The organism is Neolewinella maritima, assembly GCF_923081025.1.
Taxonomy (GTDB): Bacteria; Bacteroidota; Bacteroidia; order Chitinophagales; family Saprospiraceae; genus Neolewinella; species Neolewinella maritima.
Window position 1 is genome coordinate 629832 of the sequence record NZ_CAKLPZ010000001.1, and the last position, 19129, is coordinate 648960.

At 60.8% G+C, this 19129-nt stretch carries 19 protein-coding genes; 9 read left to right on the forward strand and 10 right to left on the reverse strand.

The window, feature by feature from the left end; all coding sequences use genetic code 11:
- Window positions 1-6: 6 nt before the first annotated feature.
- The 4 genes from MJQ68_RS02730 to MJQ68_RS02745 all read left to right on the forward strand — a co-directional run bounded on the left by MJQ68_RS02730 (window position 7) and on the right by MJQ68_RS02745 (window position 3329).
- Entirely contained in the window at window positions 7-978 is a 972-nt protein-coding gene (locus MJQ68_RS02730) for an AAA family ATPase (protein WP_238749442.1), read from the forward strand.
- A 5-nt stretch (window positions 979-983) separates the two neighbouring features.
- Window positions 984-1367 (forward strand): SET domain-containing protein, encoded by a 384-nt coding sequence (locus tag MJQ68_RS02735; protein ID WP_238749443.1) that lies wholly within the window; start codon window positions 984-986, stop codon window positions 1365-1367.
- A 367-nt stretch (window positions 1368-1734) separates the two neighbouring features.
- On the forward strand, window positions 1735-2379 hold the full coding sequence (locus tag MJQ68_RS02740) for a hypothetical protein (RefSeq protein WP_238749444.1): 645 nt from the start codon (window positions 1735-1737) through the stop codon (window positions 2377-2379).
- 74 nt (window positions 2380-2453) lie between these two features.
- Entirely contained in the window at window positions 2454-3329 is an 876-nt protein-coding gene (locus tag MJQ68_RS02745) for a glycosyltransferase family 2 protein (protein ID WP_238749445.1), read from the forward strand.
- On the opposite strand, the gene MJQ68_RS02750 is transcribed toward MJQ68_RS02745, so the two are convergent.
- From MJQ68_RS02750 to MJQ68_RS02760, 3 genes are read right to left on the reverse strand one after another with little or no spacing between them, the layout of a single operon-like run.
- The gene (locus MJQ68_RS02750; RefSeq protein WP_238749446.1) at window positions 3295-4266 is read right to left on the reverse strand and encodes an L-histidine N(alpha)-methyltransferase; all 972 of its coding nucleotides are present in this window, start codon (window positions 4264-4266) and stop codon (window positions 3295-3297) included. The genes MJQ68_RS02745 and MJQ68_RS02750 overlap by 35 nt on opposite strands.
- Before the next feature lie 3 nt (window positions 4267-4269).
- Window positions 4270-5532, reverse strand: coding sequence for an ergothioneine biosynthesis protein EgtB (gene egtB, locus MJQ68_RS02755; RefSeq protein ID WP_238749447.1), 1263 nt, complete (start codon window positions 5530-5532; stop codon window positions 4270-4272).
- A 9-nt stretch (window positions 5533-5541) separates the two neighbouring features.
- Window positions 5542-5826, reverse strand: a complete 285-nt coding sequence (locus MJQ68_RS02760; RefSeq protein ID WP_238749448.1) for a DUF427 domain-containing protein — start codon at window positions 5824-5826, stop codon at window positions 5542-5544.
- A gap of 75 nt (window positions 5827-5901) precedes the next feature.
- Here MJQ68_RS02760 and MJQ68_RS02765 point away from each other — a divergent pair, with 75 nt between their 5' ends.
- The gene (locus tag MJQ68_RS02765) at window positions 5902-6510 is read left to right on the forward strand and encodes a TIGR04282 family arsenosugar biosynthesis glycosyltransferase (protein ID WP_238749449.1); all 609 of its coding nucleotides are present in this window, start codon (window positions 5902-5904) and stop codon (window positions 6508-6510) included.
- Between the two features lie 20 nt (window positions 6511-6530).
- On the opposite strand, the gene aroC is transcribed toward MJQ68_RS02765, so the two are convergent.
- Both aroC and MJQ68_RS02775 read right to left on the reverse strand, forming a co-directional pair.
- Window positions 6531-7610: a chorismate synthase gene (gene aroC / locus MJQ68_RS02770; RefSeq protein WP_238749450.1), complete on the reverse strand. Its 1080-nt coding sequence runs from the start codon at window positions 7608-7610 to the stop codon at window positions 6531-6533.
- Between the two features lie 49 nt (window positions 7611-7659).
- Window positions 7660-8637, reverse strand: a complete 978-nt coding sequence (locus tag MJQ68_RS02775; protein ID WP_238749451.1) for a glycosyltransferase family 2 protein — start codon at window positions 8635-8637, stop codon at window positions 7660-7662.
- A gap of 54 nt (window positions 8638-8691) precedes the next feature.
- Here MJQ68_RS02775 and MJQ68_RS02780 point away from each other — a divergent pair, with 54 nt between their 5' ends.
- Together MJQ68_RS02780 and coaD are read left to right on the forward strand one after the other, a co-directional pair.
- Window positions 8692-9594 carry a glycosyltransferase family 2 protein gene (locus tag MJQ68_RS02780; RefSeq protein WP_238749452.1) on the forward strand — a complete coding sequence of 301 codons (903 nt, stop codon included), beginning with the start codon at window positions 8692-8694 and terminating at the stop codon, window positions 9592-9594.
- A 1-nt stretch (window position 9595) separates the two neighbouring features.
- Window positions 9596-10075, forward strand: a complete 480-nt coding sequence (gene coaD / locus MJQ68_RS02785; protein WP_238749453.1) for a pantetheine-phosphate adenylyltransferase — start codon at window positions 9596-9598, stop codon at window positions 10073-10075.
- On the opposite strand, the gene recR is transcribed toward coaD, so the two are convergent.
- A complete protein-coding gene (gene recR / locus MJQ68_RS02790) occupies window positions 10040-10639 on the reverse strand; it encodes a recombination mediator RecR (RefSeq protein WP_238749454.1) in 600 nt (199 codons plus the stop codon). The genes coaD and recR overlap by 36 nt on opposite strands.
- A gap of 161 nt (window positions 10640-10800) precedes the next feature.
- On the opposite strand from recR, the gene MJQ68_RS02795 reads away from it, so the two are divergent.
- A complete protein-coding gene (locus MJQ68_RS02795; protein WP_264758990.1) occupies window positions 10801-12168 on the forward strand; it encodes a dihydrolipoamide acetyltransferase family protein in 1368 nt (455 codons plus the stop codon).
- Between the two features lie 85 nt (window positions 12169-12253).
- Here the strand turns inward: MJQ68_RS02795 and MJQ68_RS02800 are convergent, their stop codons facing one another.
- Both MJQ68_RS02800 and MJQ68_RS02805 read right to left on the reverse strand, forming a co-directional pair.
- The gene (locus tag MJQ68_RS02800; protein WP_238749456.1) at window positions 12254-13300 is read right to left on the reverse strand and encodes a T9SS type A sorting domain-containing protein; all 1047 of its coding nucleotides are present in this window, start codon (window positions 13298-13300) and stop codon (window positions 12254-12256) included.
- A 316-nt stretch (window positions 13301-13616) separates the two neighbouring features.
- Entirely contained in the window at window positions 13617-15791 is a 2175-nt protein-coding gene (locus MJQ68_RS02805; RefSeq protein WP_238749457.1) for a DUF6851 domain-containing protein, read from the reverse strand.
- Between the two features lie 120 nt (window positions 15792-15911).
- On the opposite strand from MJQ68_RS02805, the gene MJQ68_RS02810 reads away from it, so the two are divergent.
- A complete protein-coding gene (locus MJQ68_RS02810) occupies window positions 15912-16907 on the forward strand; it encodes a TerC family protein (RefSeq protein ID WP_238749458.1) in 996 nt (331 codons plus the stop codon).
- 6 nt (window positions 16908-16913) lie between these two features.
- Here the strand turns inward: MJQ68_RS02810 and MJQ68_RS02815 are convergent, their stop codons facing one another.
- Window positions 16914-18023 (reverse strand): TRAP transporter substrate-binding protein, encoded by a 1110-nt coding sequence (locus tag MJQ68_RS02815; protein WP_238749459.1) that lies wholly within the window; start codon window positions 18021-18023, stop codon window positions 16914-16916.
- The gene (locus MJQ68_RS02820) at window positions 18024-19115 is read right to left on the reverse strand and encodes a WD40 repeat domain-containing protein (RefSeq protein ID WP_238749460.1); all 1092 of its coding nucleotides are present in this window, start codon (window positions 19113-19115) and stop codon (window positions 18024-18026) included.
- Window positions 19116-19129 lie beyond the last annotated feature (14 nt).

Below are 19129 nucleotides of genomic sequence, written 5' to 3' on the forward strand. Positions count from 1 at the left end.
TACTGTATGGCTACCCCCCAATTTACCTCCGACGTCGAGGCCGTTGACGCCCTGGCGCAAGCTTACCAAGATTTACGCACCGAGATCGGCCGGGTCATCGTCGGCCAGGAAGAAGTCGTCAAGACGGTGCTCATCTCCCTGTTTTCCAACGGTCACTCTTTACTAGTAGGCGTACCGGGGCTGGCGAAGACCCTGCTGGTATCCACCATCTCCGAAGTGCTCGACCTGGACTTCAAGCGGATCCAGTTTACCCCCGACCTGATGCCGACCGATATCACCGGCTCGGAGATCCTGAACGACGAGCGGCACTTCGAATTCAATCGCGGACCGCTCTTCGCTAATATCGTCCTGGCCGATGAGATCAACCGCACGCCCCCCAAGACCCAGGCCGCCCTGCTGGAAGCCATGCAGGAACGCTCCGTCACGGTGAGTGGTGTACGGCACCAGTTGCCCGCCCCCTTCTTCGTGCTAGCTACCCAAAACCCCATCGAGCAGGAGGGAACCTACCCCCTGCCGGAGGCTCAGCTAGACCGCTTTATGTTCAACATCCCCCTGGACTACCCCTCCTACGAAGAGGAGCTGGCCGTAGTACGAAATACGACCGGCGTAGAACGTAGCTCCGTAAAGCACGTGCTGAGCGGTGCACAGATCTTGTACTTCCAGCAGCTGGTCCGCAAGATCCCTATCAGCGATAACGTACTGGAGTACGCCGTCAAGCTCACCGGCAAGACCCGCCCCAATACCAGCCGCGCCGGCACCAACGTCAACGAATACATCAGCTGGGGCGCCGGCCCCCGGGCCAGTCAGTACCTCGTACTGGGCGCCAAGTGCCACGCAGCCATCAGCGGCAAGTACAGTCCGGATATCGAAGACGTGCAGGCGATCGCCAAGTACGTACTGCGCCACCGCATCGTGCGCAACTACAAGGCCGAAGCCGAGGGCATCACCGAGGAGCAGGTGATCCAGGGCTTGTTCTGACCGTGATGCAGCTCCCCGGACTCTACCTCCGCCCCAGTCCCCTCGGCCAGCGTGGGGTTTATACAGCCGCTGCCATCAGCGCGGGCTCCGTAGTCGAGCTGGCTCCGGTCATCGTACTGACGGCGGCAGAGCGCACGGTCATCCACGATACCCTGCTCCACGACTACTACTTCATCTGGGATGGAGACGGTGCCGCCCTGGCCCTGGGCTACGGCAGTCTCTACAATCACGGACCTGACCCTAACCTGGATTACGAGATGGATTACGATTTCGCCCAGATCCGCTTCACGGCCCTCCGCGACATTTCTGCCGGGGAAGAACTGCTCATCGACTACATGGCGGGCGATGATCGGGAGGGGCTCTGGTTTGCAGTGAACGAATCGCAATGATCGGCTATTCCGTAGCTACAGTATTGAAAATATTTCAATATTACCATCGATAAACTACACACTTTGTATAGTTGATTCAATTCTATTGAAAATACTTGTGTATTAAGACTCGATGATTGCATCTTTGCTATTGCAAGGACGAAGCAACGGCAGGCGTCCACATTTTGTAGGGTGATGAAATTGGCAGCCATGCCCGCTTGTCTCGCGGGTGGGGAGGTCGGTATAAACCCAGTTCACGGCTCCGCGCGAGCGCCGCTCTTCGGAGCGTTGAATTGTGGCTAACCGCCCCGTGTAGGTTCGACTCCTACCCCTACAGCATATTCGTACCGGCTAGCGTGTGAGCGCAGTTTTGTATCATGGCTATTCCATGCTACCTCAGCTCCGGTATACATCACGCTTTCGGCTGCGCCTCCGCAGACTGCGATCGCCCCTCCCCCCTACGGTGGTCGCTACTCACTGGCTGGACCGGATATTTCAGCTATTCGATCTACTGTACCTGTTCGATCTCTACGAGGTCGTTAGCAATGCCCTGTCGCCGGAGCTGCGGGGGCTCACCGCCCGGGAGTATCACATGCTTTATCCCTACTTCGGAGATAGTGTACCGTACCACCGTGTGCGGATCGACGAGCGGGCGCACCTGGGGCCCCGCTCCTTTCGGTTTTACTACGTAAGCTTTCATACCATCAATAGCTGGGGCAGCATACCACTGGCTACGTTGGTACACGAGATGGTGCACGTCTGGCAGTACGAGCAGCACGGCGCGGTCTACATCCCCCGTGCACTGGTCGCTCAACATACCCGGTCGGGCTACGACTACGGTGGCCGCGCCGGATTGGCTGCCGCACGGAGTCTTGCCGACTTAAATTACGAGCAGCAGGCCGCCGCAGTCGAGGATGCCTTCCGGCTGGCCAACGGCTTACCAACCCGCTGGATGCGGGGAGCGAAAACCTCTGATTTACCCGACTTCGAACCGTTCCTAAGCGAAATTCGCTACGCCATACCCCCTAACTAGCGGTAGAAAATGGCCCCCGAATGGGTCCGGTCTGCGCTATGACACGTAGATTTACCCGTTCCTTCGCTCTCCCTATGCTTTCGATTTGCGTACCAGTCTATAATTACGATGCCCGTCCGCTGGTCCACGAGCTGCTACGACAGGCGGATGAGATGAGCGAAGCGGTCGAAGTGCTGGTATACGAAGACGGTAGCGCCCCCGAGCAGCAGTGCATCAACCAAAGCCTCGCCGATCTACCCAACGTGCGGTACGTAGCCCTACCGGAGAACACCGGCCGGGCCAGTATTCGTAATCGAATGGCCAAAGACGCGCAGTATGCCATTCTCGTGATGTTGGATGTAGATGGTGAGCCCAACCCCTACCTGTTACGTAACTATATCAGCCGACCAACCGAAGCTACCGTTGTCGTAGGTGGTAGAAGTTACACTAGTGAACCGCCGGACGACCCTGCGCTTCGTCTGCACTGGCAATACGGTCGCTATCGGGAGGCGCTTGCACCCGCGCGTTTTCGCCCGCGCCCCTACCTACACTTTCAAAGCAACAACTTTCGGGTAGATCGGCAATTCTTTCTTGATAACCCCTTCCCAGAAGTACATAGCTACGGACATGAAGATACGCTTTGGGGACAACTACTCGCTCCAGCAGGGACACGTATTGAGTATATTGACAATCCAGTATTGCATCTAGGATTGGAACCTGAAGAGGTATTCATCGCCAAGCAACGGCAGGCGGTGCAGACGCTAAAGAGTCTGCGCAAGGCACATCCCACCCTGACGACCCGTCTGACGACCTTCGCCGATCGCTACCCCCGCATGTCGCAATTAGCGGAGCTGCTGCCGGAAGAAATGCTGGTGCGCTACCTGATGCGGACGCGCAACCTCAAGGTGCTCGATATGCTCAAGCTGAAGTGGTGGATCACGGGGTGGGCACTCGCCATAGGCTATTCGTGAACCACTGCCGGTCATCGCTGACATGATGCAGGAAGGTGAAGCCGGCCGCGTCGGCCATCCCCTCGATTTCGCGCAGGTTGTACTTCTGACTGATCTCTACGGCGATGGGCTCCCAGGCGCGGAAGCTGAACTTCCGGTTCAGGGCCCGTAGGTGGACCTGCTGGGATTCGACGGGCAGCAGGAAGCTGCGGGCCGCGCCGGATGCCGGGTCGTAGGTCTCCCAGTGGCGCCAGCAATCCAGGGCGAAGTCGCCCTCCAGTTCCCGGTTGATGCGGGCCAGTAGATTCAGGTTGAAGGCGGCGGTGATACCACCTACGTCGTTGTAGGCAGCCAGCACTACGCCGGGGTCTTTTTTCAGGTCAAAACCCGTAAAGAGAAGATCTCCGGGGTTGAGGAACGACCGGAGCCGCTTCAGCGTACCGACGGCCTCGGAGGGAGAGAAGTTTCCAATATTAGCCCCCGGAAACAGGACCAGACGTGGTCGGCCACCGGTAGCGGCCCCCAGCCGGTCCAGGGCTTCGAAGTAGTCCGCCTGGATGGGATTGAAGTCCAGGGTAGGCCAGCGCAGTTTGATGAGGGTGCCGAGCTCGCTCAGCGCGGTCTCGCTCAGGTCGATGGGCCGGTACGAAAACTGCACGCCTGCCGTCAGAAACTGCTCGATGAGGATCTGCGTCTTGGTGCCGTCACCGGCTCCCAGCTCGATGAGGTCGAAGGCGGGGGCGTTCAGCGCGTCCAGCAGGTTGGGTACGCACTGGCGGTAGATGCGCGATTCGGCCTCGGTCAGGTAGTATTCCGGGCACCGCATGATGTCCTTGAACAGGCGGGTGCCCTGCTCGTCGTAGAACCATTTGCTACTCAACTGGCGTACGGGCCGGGAGAGGCCGTCCAGTACGTCCTGCGCAAAAGCGTTCAGTTGAGAGGTAGGTGAAATGGTCATAACTTATACATCTTTAGCCAGGCGAATGCCGGTAAACTGCCAGCGCTTGTCTGGTTGGAAAAAATTACGGTACGTAGGGCGTATGTGGCGCAGTGGCGTGGCACAGCTGCCTCCCCGCAGCACCATCTGGTTGATCATGAACTTTCCGTTGTACTCACCCAGGGCTCCGTCAGGCCGCGGATACCGCGGATACGGAAGGTACGCCGAATTTGTCCATTCCCAAACATGCCCCAGCAGCTGGTGATCCGAGGGGTCGGTCGCCACGGTCGGGTGGTAACTCTCCCGCTCCACCCAGTTGCCCCGCTGGGGGATATCCGGTGAAAAGATCTTACAGGCCACTTCCCACTCGAACTCCGTGGCCAGGCGCGCACCGGCCCAGCGGGCATAGGCATCGGCTTCGTACCAGCCGATATGGGTGACCGGCAGGTGAGGGTCGACGGCCACCAGACCACGGTCGAGCGTGTACTGCTGCCAACCGTCTTCCGAGGGGTACCAGTACTGGGGGGCCTTCACTTCCAGCTCACGCGCCCAGGCGATCCCCTCCATCTGCCAGAACTCGAAGCGCTCGTACCCCCCGTCTTCCATAAACCGGAGATACTCCCCATTAGTGATCAGGCGCGAACCGATGGCGAAGTCGAGCAGCAGGACGTCGTGGTGGCTCAGTTCGTTGTCCCAACAAAAAGACTGCCCGGTATGTCCGATCGCATAGCGACCGGCGGGGACGGGCAGGAAGGTCAGTTCAGCCGCGACGGCCGGCGACGGCGTGGTGCGGCGGCGATATACCGGATAGAGCGGATTGGTGCCCAGGATGTACTTGATGTCGGTAAGTAGCAACTCCTGGTGCTGCTGTTCGTGGTGTAGTCCCAACTCGGTCAAGCGTACCACCTCCGGATCTTCCTGCTCGAGCAATTCCCGCATGGCGTGGTCCACGTGTGCGCGGTAGTCCAGAATGGTGGAAAGGCCCGGTCGGGTCATGTTGCCGCGGTGGCTGCGCAGCACGCGGGGGCCCTGACTTTCGTAGTAGCTGTTAAAGAACCAGTTGAGCCGCTCGTCGAAGCGCAGGTAGTTGGTGGCGTAGTCGGCCAGGATGAAGTTTTCGAAGAACCAGGTGGAGTGACCGAGGTGCCACTTGGGGGGGCTCACGTCGGGATGCGGCTGCACGGCATAGTCCTCGGCCTCCAGGGGGGCACAGAGGTAGACGGACTGCTCGCGTACCCGGTCAAACTGCCTACTGATACCCGTAGGAGAATAAATACTCTGCGTCACGCGGCTGTGTTATTGGTCCTGCACGGTCACCCCTTTCCAGAACGCGACGTGCCCCCGGATGTGTTCGGCCCGCGGCAGGGGATCGGCGTAGTACCAGGCGGCATCGGGATTGGACTTGCCGTCTACTTCCAGTGTATAGTAGCGGCAGTCCCCCTTCCAGCCGCAGTAGCTGGTGGTGGCGCTGTCGCGCAGAAACTCCTGCCGGACACTATCGGCGGGAAAGTAGTGATTGCCTTCTACGACTAGCGTTTCGGGACTTTCGGCGATTACCTGGCCGTTCCAGATGGCTTTCATATGCAATAAAATGAGAGGTACTATAACTGCGCATACCGGCCGGGGGTTGGGCCCCGCTACACTTATCTTGCCGCCATGCAGCAGCCCGCCCTGATCATAATGGTCAAAAACCCCATCGCCGGCAAAACCAAAACCCGCCTGGCCCAGGACGTCGGGGATGAGATGGCCCTCCGGATGTACGGCATCCTTCTGGAGTACACCCGCGACCAGGCCCTGGGGCTCACCGATGTCACCCGCTACCTGCACTACTCCGATCACGTGCGGTCGGACGATGGCTGGCCCGGCGACCGCTTCATCAAGCTGGTGCAGGTAGGACCGGGACTGGGCGAGCGTATGGCTGCCGCCTTCGATCATGCCTTCGCCCGTCACCACGACCGCGTCATCATCATCGGTAGCGACTGCCCCGGCGTCACTACCGAACTACTCGACGAGGCGTTTGCCGCCCTCACGACCCACGAGGTAGTGATCGGTCCGGCCAATGACGGGGGGTACTACCTACTGGGTATGCGCCATCCGCACCCTACGCTGTTTACGGACATGAGCTGGAGCACCTCCGATGTACTGGAAGAGACACTGGCGCGGACGCAGGTGCAGGGCTTGAGTACCCACCGGCTCCCGGTCCTCTCCGATATAGATCATCTGGAAGACTGGCTGGGGTACGGCTGGGCGTTGCCGGACCTGTAGGTTGGTAAAAGGCTACCCCCCTAGAGACGATTGCTCCGCGCGCGCAGGGCATGATCCGCCAGTACCAGTGCGACCATGGCATCTACGATGGGTACGGCACGGGGTAGTACGCAGGGATCGTGCCGGCCCTTACCTACTACGGTGACGGCTTCCCCGCCTTCATTGATACTCTCCTGATCGGAGATGATGGTGGCGACCGGCTTAAAGGCGGCGCGGAAGTAGATGTCCTCCCCGTTCGAGATGCCGCCCTGAATGCCTCCGCTGCGGTTGGTGCGGGTGCGTACGCGGCCGTCGGCATCGGTATAGAAGGCGTCGTTGTGCGCGCTACCGCGCAGGCTCACCCCCTCGAAGCCGCTGCCGTAGGCGAAGCCCTTGCAGGCATTGATACTCAGAATAGCCTTACCGAGATCGGCGTGTAGCTTATCGAATACCGGCTCACCCCAGCCCGGGGGTACCCCCCGGATGACGCACTTGACGATGCCTCCAATGGTATCACCGGCCTTGCGGACGGCCAGGATCTCCGTCTCCATCTTAGCGGCAGCGGTGGGGTCCGGACAGCGTACGTCGTTGCGGTCGATCTGGCTCAGGTCTAGGTCCTCATGGGGCAGATTCGTGGCAATGTCACCCACCTGATCCACGTAGCTGTGTATGGTTACGCCCAGGTGGGCGAGCAGCTGCTTGGCTACGGCACCGGCTGCTACCCGTGCGGCGGTCTCGCGGGCCGACGACCGGCCGCCGCCGCGGTAGTCGCGGTGGCCGTACTTGGCCGAGAAGGTGTAGTCCGCGTGGCTGGGCCGGTACTTGTCGTAGATGTGGCTGTAGTCCTTGCTGCGCTGATCCTGGTTGTAGATGACCATGCCGATCGGGGTGCCGGTGGTCTTGCCCTCGAAGGTGCCGCTGAGGAGTTCTACCGTATCACCCTCCTTGCGCTGGGTGACCAGCCGGCTCTGGCCGGGTCGCCGCCGTGCCATTTCCTGCTGAATAGCTTCCACATCCAGCTCCAGTCCGGCCGGGCAGCCGTCGATGGTTACGCCCAGGCCCCGGCCGTGGCTCTCGCCGAAGGTGGTGATGCGGAAGAGGGTGCCGAAGGAGTTGCTCAATGTAGAAAGGGTAAGGTCGCCAGGCGTAGTGCGGCGGGCGGTCAAGGTACTACGCTTTCAGCTTCTGCTTCAGGGCCGATGGCAGGTAGCGGGCTAGCAACAGCCGACCCCGTTCCAGATTGCGAAAGCCCAGCGTGGGGTAGAGACGGGTATAGCTAGGCAGCAATTGATGGGGCCGGCCCACGTCAGCGTAGATGGCGCCTGGTCCGAAATAGCGGGTGTACGCCCGGGTTGCCGCCGCCAGGTCATGTGTGGCCAGGATGCGAATCTTGCGTAGCAGAGCGCCCACAAACAGCGATGCGTGGGTCTGCCAGTACTCTGGTGCAGCGCGGCTGAGGTGCGCGTTGACCTCAGCCAGCAGCTGCAGGGCCTGCGCTACCTGTGGAATCGGATCACCGGAGGTGACCCGGGGGCCGGCATGATGGTAGTACGTACTGCGCACTACGGGGTCGATCAGGTAGCTCGCTTCCGTGCGGAGCAGGCGGAAGTAAAGGTTCGGATCATCGTAGGCCGGAGTGGCTTCGTTCCAGTTGCCGGCGCGCGTCAGGGCGGAGCGGCGGTATAGGTTACTATTGGTATGGCCGATCCGCAGATCCTGCACCAAACCTTGCCAGGGATCCGGAAGGGGGATACTATCGGACGTGCTGCCGTCGGGATACTGATTTCGGTATGCTCCGATCACCCAGTCGGTAGTGGTAGTCGTAAGGGCTAGCTGCGCGGCGATTTTACCGGGGTTTAGGTAATCATCGGCATCTAGAAACTGGATCCACTCCCCCCGTGCAAGGGCCAGGGCTACGTTGCGTGCGCTCGGTGCGCCCTGCTTGCTGGCGGTAAGGGTGCGAATGCGGTCTGGGTATCGGGCGTGGTACGCCTGGAGGATCGCCGGGCTACCGTCCGTAGAGTTGTTGTCTACGAGTAGGAGTTCCCAGTGGCCCTGCACCTGCGACCCCGCCCGGATGGCGGACGTGATGGCGCGCTCCAGGTAGGCGGCCGCATTATATACCGGGATGATGATGGACAGACGCACCCTGTAAAGGTGGCAAGATTTGGCAAGAGCCCGGTGGCGTAGCTACCTTCGGTCATGCTACTGACGGTCGTGATCTGCACCTACCACCGCGAAGAATTGCTGGCCCTGAGTCTGACCTCACTGGCCCAGCAGTCTGCAGATCCGGATCGCTACACCGTACTGGTCGTGGACAATGCCGGAAGGGAGGCCACGCGGCAGGTAGCTGAGCGCTTTAGTGTAGGGTACACAACCAAGGCCGCAGTGGGACTCAGTCACGCACGGAACCGTGGCCTGGAAGCAGCAGCGACCCCCTGGGTACTCTACCTCGACGACGATATACAGGCTCCCCCCGATCTGCTGCAACGGTTTCTCGACCGACTCGACACGGCGGACTTTGCTGCCCTGGGCGGCATGGTGCGGCACTGGTTTCGCGATCCACCCCCGCGGTGGCTACGTCGGTATTACCGACGGCCCATGCGCCCCTCCCCCCAGGCTGCTTTTGGTGAGCTGGCTGCGGACCGCTACCTGCTCGGCGGGCTGCTGGCGGTGCGACGGCGCGCGGGGCAGAAGGTGGGCGGCTTCTCCGCACGCTACGGGATGCAGGGCCGGCGCGTGGGGCGGGGGGATGAGGACGAATTTCAGGTCCGGCTTCGTCGGGCCGGCTTCGGCGTGTACTACGATCCGGAGATCGTCATCGACCATTTGGTGCAGCCCTATAAGTACACCTTCGCTGGAATCCTCCAACTGGCCCGGGCTGCCGGCCGTGACGGACTGGGCATGCGCGGTAACACAAAACCTAACCGGTGGCAGGTCCTGCGTCGGCTTGCCATTATCACGGGCTACAGTCTGCCCTTCAACCTGGCACGCTGGCTCTTCAAGCCGCAGTACTACTGGCAGAACGCCTACCTCGATACCCTGACGAAGTATTACTTCCTCTGGGGGCAGTACCATGCCCAACACACGCTAAATTCCCGCTGATATGCACACCGCCGTTTTCCCCGGATCCTTTGACCCCATCACCACCGGTCACGTCGAACTCGTGCGCCGTGCCGTACCCCTCTTCGACCGTATCGTAGTGGCTGTTGGCATCAACAGCCAGAAGAAGACTCTATTCGGGTTGGAGCAGCGGATGCAGTGGCTGCGCGATGTATTTGCCGACGAGCCAACCGTGCACGTGGATAGCTTCGAGGGGCTTACCGCGCACTACTGTCAGCGTATCGGAGCCCGTTACCTGCTGCGGGGCCTACGCAATAGCAGCGACTTCGATTACGAAAAAACGATCTCTCAGCTCAATGGGATCGTCGGGGACGGACTGGAAACCTTCTTCCTGATCAGCCAGCCGGCCTACAGTCATATCAGCTCTACCATCGTGCGGGAGATCATCAAGGGTGGGGGAGATGCCGGACCGTTCCTGCCCACAGGCTTACAACTTCCGGCGCGCCACGATGCTCCGGCCTAGGGTCACCTCATCGGCGTACTCGAGCTCGCCGCCGAAGCTGACGCCCCGGGCGATACTACTGACCTGCACATCGGCCTCCGTCAGCTGTTTGTTGATATAGAAGATGGTAGTGTCTCCCTCGATGGTGGGGCTGATGGCCATGATCACCTCCTCTACTTCGGCTTCGGCGGCGCGCTGCACGAGGGTGTCGATGTTTAAATCAGCCGGGCCGATACCTTCGATGGGAGAGATCACGCCGCCCAGCACGTGGTACACGCCGCGGTACTGCTGCGTCTCTTCGATGGCCATCACGTCGCGGATGCTCTCTACTACGCAAATGACGGTCTTGTCCCGGCGCGTGTCGCGGCAAATGCTGCACACGCTCTGGTCACTCAGGTTGCCACAGGTGATGCAGTGCTGGATATTTTGCCGCATAGTGGATACCGCCCGGGCAAACTGGCTACTGTCTTCGGTAGGGCGCTGTACGAGGTGAAGGACTAGGCGCAGGGCGGTTTTGGGACCGATACCGGGCAGGCCGGCGAAGGCGTTGACGGCATCTTCGATAAGGCGGGAAGAAAATTGCATGCAGAAGGTTAGAACAGCGCCGTCAGGGGGAAGAGCCCCTACGGTGAGCCGGGTGCAAGTGGAGTATAGAAAACAATCGGGGGACGGTACAGTTTGTTTATCCCGTGATTAGGCCCCAAATTTGCCGACCTTACGCACCACCTAAAAGAAGTACAGCAATTATGGCCGAGGTTATACGCATGCCGCGCATGAGCGACACAATGGAAGAGGGTAACATCGTCGCCTGGCTCGTCGAAGAAGGCGAGGCCGTAGAACCCGGTCAGACCCTGGCGGAAGTCGAAACCGATAAAGCCACCATGGAGCTGGACTCCTTCTTCGAAGGTACCCTGCTCCACATCGCCGTCAAGGAAGGTGCCGTACCCATCGATGGCGTGATCGCCGTGATCGGTGAGGAAGGCGAAGACTGGAAGGCTGCCCTGGAAGGCGCCGGTACGGATGCTGCCAACGGCGCAAGCACCGATACCGCCGATTCCGAAGCCCCCCAGGCCTCCGCTTCGGAAAGCAGTGCTGCGGAGCCCGCTACCGACAGCGCTACTGCTTCCACTGACGACAGCGACGATCGCGTCAAGGCAAGCCCCCTGGCGCGTGCCATGGCCAAATCCGCCGGCATCGACCTGAAGAACGTCAGCGGAAGTGGCGAAGGCGGACGCATCGTGAAGCGCGACATCGAGGAAGCCCAGACCAGCGGCAGCACCGCCCCGGCCGGTACGGCTGCCCAGCCGCAGAGCGGACAGGCCATCGCGCACCCACCCCAGCCTAAGCCACAGGCCGAGCCCAGCCCCGGCGTCACCGCACAGCCCGAAGACAGCAAGCCGAAGGTGGCCCCCTTCTCGCTCGGTACCGGACAGGAGAACTTCACCACCTCCAGCGTCAGTCAGATGCGCAAGGTGATCGCCCGCCGTCTGGCGGAGAGCAAGTTCACCGCCCCCCACTTCTACGTCACCGTAGAGATCGACATGAGCAAGGTCTGGGAATTGCGTAAGCGCATCAACGAAGTCTCCCCAGTCAAGATCAGCTTCAACGATCTCGTACTCAAGGCCTGCGCTACCAACTTGCCTAACCACCCGGCCATCAATTCCAGCTGGGCAGGGGATAGTATCCGCGTCAATCAGGACGTCAATATCGGTGTAGCCGTAGCCATTGCCGACGGCCTGCTGGTCCCCGTGATCCGCCACGCCAATATGAAGTCGCTGAGCCAGATCAACGTAGAGGTCAAGGAGCTAGCCGGACGCGCCAAGATCAAGCGCCTCACACCCGAAGAGATGAGTGGCAACACCTTCACCATTTCCAACCTGGGCATGTTCGGAATCGAAGAATTTACCGCCATCATCAATCCGCCCGACGCCTGTATCCTAGCCGTCGGCGGCATCAACGATAAGCCCGTTGTCCGCAATGGTGAAGTAGTGCCCGGCAAAATCATGAAGGTGACCCTGAGCAGCGACCACCGCGTAGTCGATGGCGCCTCCGCCGCCCTGTTCCTCAATGATGTCAAGGCTACCCTCGAGGAGCCCATCCGTTTGATGGTATAAGCCTAACGGTATGTGTAAGCATGCACAGTGCCCCCGCTAATCACTAGCGGGGGCACTGTTTATTGGAGTAGTATGGAATAGCAATCTACTGTTTCACGAAGCGCCGGGTGAGCATCCTGCCGTCGTTCCGCACTCGCAGCAGGTAGGGTCCCGCGGCTGCTGTACTGAGGTCGAAGGTATGACGGCCGTTAGCCGCTCCTAGTTCTCGGCGTTCCAGCAGGCGGCCGCTCGCATCCATGATTTCCAGAATGGTGGTACCGCTGCTCAGCTCGCTCAGGTCGAGGGATAGCGTATGCGTGACCGGATTGGGGAACATTCTCACCTGACCGGGTTCCAGGGCCGGCGGCAGTGCGGTCGTAGCGCAGTTGGTACCGGTATCGCGGGTCACGAAGATCTGGTTGGACAGATCGAAGCAGCCCGCTAGGTCAGCTGCATTCGCCCCTACCGTTGCGCCGCTCAGGCTATCTCCGTACGCGAGGTGCCAGACGTAGCAGAGTCCGGGTCCCGCGCCGTCCAGATCGAAGGGTGGGCCGGCGGGCAGGGCGAGAATATTGAGGCTATCGTCCGTGATCACCCAGGCACTGTTAGTGCCTACGGTATCAGTCAGTACGACTTCGAAGGCGTCCGAGATCGAGTCATCGGCACAGATGGCAGTAGAATCTCCCCCGGTGGCCAGGGAGAGAATACCCCCATCCACCCCGTCGCGACGTACGGTGATGCTATTGGAGAGCTCGAAGCAGCCCGTCAGGCTATCGGCCCGACCGTCGATGGCGGCACCCCCCAGATCGCCGGTGTACGACAGGTGCCAAATGAGGCACGTGCCATCCCCGGCCCCTTCGAGGTTAAAGGGTGGGGCGGCTGGCAGGGCCAGGATGTTGAGGCTATCGTCGGTGATGACGTAGATACTGCTATCGCCGGTCGCTCCGCTGAGCGTCACGTCGATCAGGTCGTCGATGCCGTCGCCGGCACAGACGGAGGTGCTGTCTCCACCCCCTTCGGCCAGGGCGATCGTGCCGCCGGTGACGGTCACGCCCGTCGGACAGTTCTGCCCGAATACAGCGAGGGGAAGGAGGTACAGAAGAAGAATGGCCGGCAGGGTAACCCAGCGGCACAGGGTAGTGGTAGAGTACATGCGTGTGTTGGTTTTGATTAAACGTAGATACACTTCGTACCCAATAATAGTATAATCGACCTACACATGCGGTTTTTAGTAACCCTCTTAAGTCATAATGGCTAATCGCCGACAAACTGCAGATCCCCATCCCGGCAAAGCCGAAACGGGGATTACTACCAATTGGAAAAACCGGTCGGGATACGTATTTCGTTGCACCGACGTACCCGACGGCAAACAGAAGGAATACAACAAGTTACAACTTATTACAGTAAAATAGTGGCCACTATTGGGACAATTTAACGTCGGCTATCTTACCGTATTCACAGCTACTAGGCTACTGTATGTGTAGCTTACCTACGACGGTCCTGGCCGGGTCGACCAGCAGGTATACCCCGGCGACGAGTGCGTCCGTCTCGATGTGGGCCGTTCCGTCACCGCGGACCACCACGCGCTGCATACGCTGCCCCAGGCTGCTGTATAGGTCCAGGCGTTCCACGCCGCTCGCTGGCAGTTGCACCCGCACCTGCGTACCCGCCCTGGCCGGATTGGGGTAGAGGGTGGCCGGAAGAACGGTTCCGGAGTCCTCCGTGCTGAGTACCAGAGCCTCCTGGGCGAAGATCTTGTCTGCCAACGTATAGGCATCCCGGGCTACCAGCGGACCGATGCGTCGACCGGGGATATCGTCTACCGGCGGATGAATGCCACCCCAGATTCGGCTCAGGCTGGTTTCGGAAGCGGCGTCCTGGTATGTGGCCCACTGCAGCACGACATCGACGCTCGGCCCCCGCTCGAAGACTAGGAATTCATTACGTTCGGCGACGAACTCCCCCAGTCCGCCGGGGAAGTAGGGTGAGCCCGTCAGGTGCTCCAGTACCGTAGCCGCCGCGCTGCTGAAGGTAGAATGGCCCGAAACGTAGCCGGCGAAATTGGGCGTAACGAAGTTGGGCCGCTGGTAGGGTTCCCACACGAAGGGGTTGATCCAGTCTACCCCCGCGTAGCCTCCCGGACTGCTGTCGACGAAGGTGTTGCCGATCCAGGCGCGTGCCTTGACCTGTAGTAGCGTAGTGTCGTTGACCACCTCGTCGGCACCATTGGCCAACTCGATAAAGCCCGGATCGAGGCGTAGCCCCCGGGCGTTGTACGAAGGATGTGACGGCACGGAGGCCTGACCGAACAGCGCCAGGTAGCGAATCGCCGTGATGGGCCGCACGTAGTCGTACTTCCCCTTGATGCTCCAGGCCGTGATGGCCGCGTCGTGCATCGCGCCACCCAGAGTGAGGTAGGCCTTTACGTCGTACTCCAGGGCGTCTAGCACTTCCCCTTCGCCGTGGAGCTTCCGCTCGAAGAGGGGGTGGTCCATCACCGTATTAAGGATGGCGAACCAGTGACCGGGGGGCGTTTCGGAGGCCGGTCCGTCGGCCCAGAACTCCGCCAGTACCCGGGTGTAGTCGCCGCGGGGTACGACGTTGGGTGCGTAGGGCTGTCCGGTCACGGGGTTGCGGGGGTGACCGTCGCCGGGCTGCCCGCCCGCGCGCTGATCATAGAACGTGCGGTACTCCGCCGGCGAGGTGGGTAGGGGGGTGCTGCGATTGCCCCGTGCGCCGGGGGAAATATCCCACAGCACCCCGTCGTCGGGATCGAGGTGACTGGACCACTTCAGCACCGTCTCGAAGTTCCAGCGGTAGAAGTTGAACTCCGCCGTGTCCTCCGGTGCGTACAGCGGCGGCGGACCGGGGTCGTGGTACACCGGACTGGCGCCGTAGATCGGGCTGGCGGTAGTGGACACCGTCTTCACTTCATCCGGTAGGGCAAAGGGGGTGACGCGGCCCCAGCTGGCCCCCAGGAAGCTAGGAACATTGCCGTCTAGTACCTGCCCGGACTGATCGATTACCGTACCGGGAAAGGCCAGGGGTTGCCAGCGGCTGGGGTCCGCCAGGCCGAGCAGACTGAAGGGGCGGTCCAGTTCGAGGGGGGTATTGACGGGGTCGGGGTAGTCCTGGTTGGCGTAGTTGAGCGCCTCGTTCGCTCCGTCGGTCGTACCGTAGGCAATGATCTGTGCGGCAATAGAATTGCCCACCGCGGCGGGGTTTCCCTGGCGGTAGTCCGTAGAGACGTAGGTAGTATCGTAGCCCAGCGTTTCCATCAGCTCCCGGGCTTGCTCCAGGGTACGTGCGGCACCTGGGGAAGTGCGGTAGCGGTGCAGCAGCACGCGGTAGGCAGCGTAACTGACGGCCTCTTCGGCACTAGCCTGGTCGCGCGGCAGGGCGGGGGAGCCGGGGTAGGTCTGTAGCAGGGGTAGGGCACGGAGCCCCTGCACCGTAGCCCAGGCATCGTACATCGCTACGGAGCTGTGGTAGAGGTTGCGGGCGTGCACGACCGGGCGGGCAAAGTCCTGGCGGATGGCCTGCAGGTATACCTCGTTCCAGGCCCGGGCTACTGAGGGGCGTTCCTGCGCACCCGCGTTCGCGCACAAGAGGAGACCGACGAGCAGGATGAGGGGGCGGAGCAAAACAATGGAACGGTTGGTGCACTAAAGGTAAACCACGGGCCATGCGGGCGGGGCCGCCGGTGCGATCTTTTTGGAACATCCCCCGACAGGGGCCGTTATAGACTCCTTAAATCCCTGTACATGCCCATTGTGTGGATTGGCTTCGCCGTGTTTGTGGTGTCCCTGCTGTTTCTTGATCTGTTCGTGCTCAATAAACACGATCACGTGCCACGGACCCGCGAGGCGCTGGGGCAGACGGCCCTGTGGATGGCGATCGGTCTGGGCTTCAGCGGCTTCATCTACCTGGCGTACGAAAACGGCTGGGTATACTCGGATCTGCCGGCCCACACGGCCATGATCAACTACCTCACGGGCTACCTGGTGGAGCTGTCGCTGAGCATGGACAATGTGTTCGTGATCGCGGTCATCTTCGGCTACTTTCAGGTACCGGCCAAGTACCAGCACCGGGTGCTGTTCTGGGGTATCCTGGGGGCGGTGTTCTTCCGTCTGGCCATGATCCTGGCCGGGGTGTACCTGCTGGAGCAGTTCGACTGGATGTTTTACGTCTTCGGACTGCTGCTCCTCTACTCGGCCTACAAGATGGTGGGCAAGGGGGAGGAAGTGCACCCGGCCGATAACCCTATCATCAAGCTGGTGAAGAAGGTCGTGCCCGTCACGACCGAGTACCACGGACACGATTTCTGGGTGCGTAAGAAACACGTTCTGGCCGCCACGCCATTATTTGTAGCCTTGGTAATGGTAGAGACTACGGACATCATTTTTGCGGTCGATTCCATTCCCGCCATTCTGGGTATCACCACGGACTCGTTCCTGGTCTTCTCCTCCAACATCCTGGCGGTACTGGGCCTGCGGGCACTCTACTTCGTACTCAGTTCCATGATCGATAAGTTCGGCTACCTGAAGTATAGCCTGGCGCTGATCCTGACCTTCGTGGGGGTGAAGCTCATGCTGCACGAGGTATGGCACCCGGCGGAGTGGGTGAGTCTGGTGGTGATCTTTGTGACCCTCACTGCCGGCGTGGTCATCTCGTTGATGCGCAAGACTCCTACGGAACATTTAGACGATCCTACAGAGATCACCGCGCCGAGTCGGGTACCGGAGGATCACCAGTTGTAGCACGCGCTAGGATAGTTCGTCGTAGAAGCGCTGCTCCGTGATCTCATTCCACGGTTTGGCTAGGCGACGGAACGCCTCGATGGAAGCAAACACCTTCCGGGTCGTAGCGTCGGAGGCCGCGTACTCGCGGATCACCTCCGTAGCCGCACTCCGGGCCTTAGCGATCAGCGCATCGGGGTAGGGGCGTACGGACAGCCCGGGTACCTGCCGGAGTTTTTCCAGGTATTCGGCATTCTTTACTTCGAAGGCCGAGAGCGTGTACATATTTATGTAGTGCGTGGCTACGGCAAAGATCTGCTGCAGATCGGGGGGTAGCTCATCGTACTTCTCCTGGTTGACGAAGAACTCGAAACTCGTACCCGGCTCGTGCCAGCCGGGGTAGTAATAGTACTTGGCGATCTCGTGGAAGCCCATGATGTAGTCGTGGTAGGGCCCTACCCATTCCGTAGCGTCCAGGATGCCGCGTTCTAGTCCGGTATAGATCTCTCCGCCGGGGAGCAGGACGGGGGTACCGCCGAGGCGCTCTAGTACGCGTCCACCGAGTCCGGGCATGCGCATCTTCAGTCCGCGGAAGTCGGCCACGCTATTGATCTCGCGATTGAACCAGCCGCCCATCTGTACGCCGGTGTTGCCACCGGCGAAGGGGATCAGTCCTACGGTAGCATAGAGTTCGCGCCACAGTTCCATACCACCGCCGCTCAGTAGCCAGGCGTTCATTTGTTGGGCATTCAGGCCGAAGGGGAAGCCGGCGAAGAACTGGGCGGCGGGCAGCTTGCCGGCCCAGTAGTAGGCCGCGCCGCTGCCCACTTCGGCGGCGCCCTGCCGTACCGCGTCGAAGGCTTCCAGGGGGGGCACCAGTTCGCCGCCGCCGTAGACGGTGATGTGGAGCCGTCCGCCGGACATCTCATGGCACAGATCGGCTAGCTTCTGGCAGCCCTCCCCCAGGATGGGGAAGCCCGGCGGCCAGGTGGTGACCATCTTCCAGTCGAAGCGCTCTCCGCTCACGGTAGCCGGACCCCGCGACTGGGCCTGCCCCTTGCCGCCGAACAGCCGCAGGGCTAGCGGTAGGCCAATCGTGCCGGCGGCCAGGCCTTTGAGTATTTTTCTTCGGTCCATCTAGTTGCCGCCCTTCAGGTCGCGGTTGTTGAGCTGTTCATCGGCGATCTGTTGGTAATTGCCGCGGGTCTGTGTATTGCTCTGTAGCAGGTAACAGCTCAGCAGGCCGGAGTCTTCGTGGCTGGTGAGCATCAGGCGACCGTTGTCGGTGAAGTCGATATACTCCACGCGGGCCATGGGTAGGCGGAGGGCGAGTTCACCGTCGGATAGGCGGTAAAAGTTGATGGACTGCGCGTGACCGCCCGTGACCAGGTAGTGGCCATCGGGCGTGAAGGCTACGGCTTCGATCTTGAGTGGGTCGGTGAACTCCCGCACCAACTTCCCGCTCGCCGCATCGAAGAGTCGCGCCTTGTTGTCGAATCCACCAGTAGCGAAGTGTTTCTCATCCGGACTGTACCGCACACTCTTGATGCTACCGGGCTGCTCGCCAATATCCTGAATGATCGCCCTGCGGGCTACGTCGATAACCTTAGCGAAGCCGGTGTAGGTCTTACCGCCCGGACCGTTGGGGTCCAGTGTCTGAATATTACCTCCTACCAGCAGCTGTGTGCCGTCTGCGGTAAATTGCAGGGAGTTGATGGTGGAGCCACAGTTGATCCGCGCGACCTCCGCGTAGGTGGTTCCATCGAAGAACACCGCGTTGCCTGCTTCATCGCCGCCCACGATATACCGGCCGTCGGGTGACCAGGTGATGCCGTCGAAGCCGGCCTCGGTCATCTCCATACTGTGCAGTTGCTCGCCGGTGGCGGTGTCCCAGACCCGTAGGAAGTAGTCTTCCCCACCCGTGGCGATGCGCCGGCCATCCGGCGAAAAGGTGACGCATTCTACCTCGCTTTCGTGGGCACTCTGCCAGAGTAGGGTACCGTCCGCCACCCGCCAGAGCATCACCCGGTAGCCAAACTTTCCGCCGCTGACGGCCAGGCTACCGTCGGGGCTGAATTCTGCTGCTTCCACCGACTGCAGGCCGGGGGAGACGTCCGCCACGCGATGCCAAATCAGGACGGGCTCGGGTACCTTGGCGTTGTAGATATCGGCATTGGTCTGCGCCAGGAGGGGGGTGGCGAAGAGCAGGAGGTAGATCAGGTGGCGCATGGCGTATAAGTAAG